Origin of the sequence: Bartonella taylorii 8TBB (assembly GCF_902825155.1) — a bacterium.
Lineage (GTDB): Bacteria > Pseudomonadota > Alphaproteobacteria > Rhizobiales > Rhizobiaceae > Bartonella > Bartonella taylorii_A.
Window position 1 is genome coordinate 1 of the sequence record NZ_CADEAG010000233.1, and the last position, 379, is coordinate 379.

The following is a 379-nucleotide window of genomic DNA, read 5'->3' on the forward strand; positions in this document are numbered from 1 at the left end:
AACGCTGTCTTAACAAACGCTTTAATCGAAGTGATCAAAGCTCCACGAGGTAATATCCCAATTTTCTCCGTAAGATGCTTATCTTTATGAGAGATATTCAAACGTAAGAAACTCACCTGTTGGGTATGAAGAGTTCTTCCCTGTAATGGAGGTGGTAAATGATCTGCCATGTCTTGCTTCCTCCCTATGATTAATTATCAGGTTCACCACTGTAGGTGGGGATAACAATCGTTCCAAAATCTTGCGCTGCTTGAGAGCTATTTGGAAATTTGAAACGGGTTTTCTTCATGCCAATCAGTGTTTTCGCAGACAAACCATAGTAACGTTGATAGTCGAAATGCTCTTCCACCAATTTATAGCGATTGACATTGCGATTGTT

Annotated in this window: 1 protein-coding gene; it reads right to left on the reverse strand. The window is 40.1% G+C overall.

Annotated features, from left to right (window positions below; translation table 11 throughout):
• Positions 1 to 190 precede the first annotated feature (190 nt).
• Positions 191 to 379 (reverse strand): phage capsid family protein (locus tag J7R13_RS09435; protein WP_208438364.1); only part of this gene is annotated, 189 nt, incomplete at its 5' end.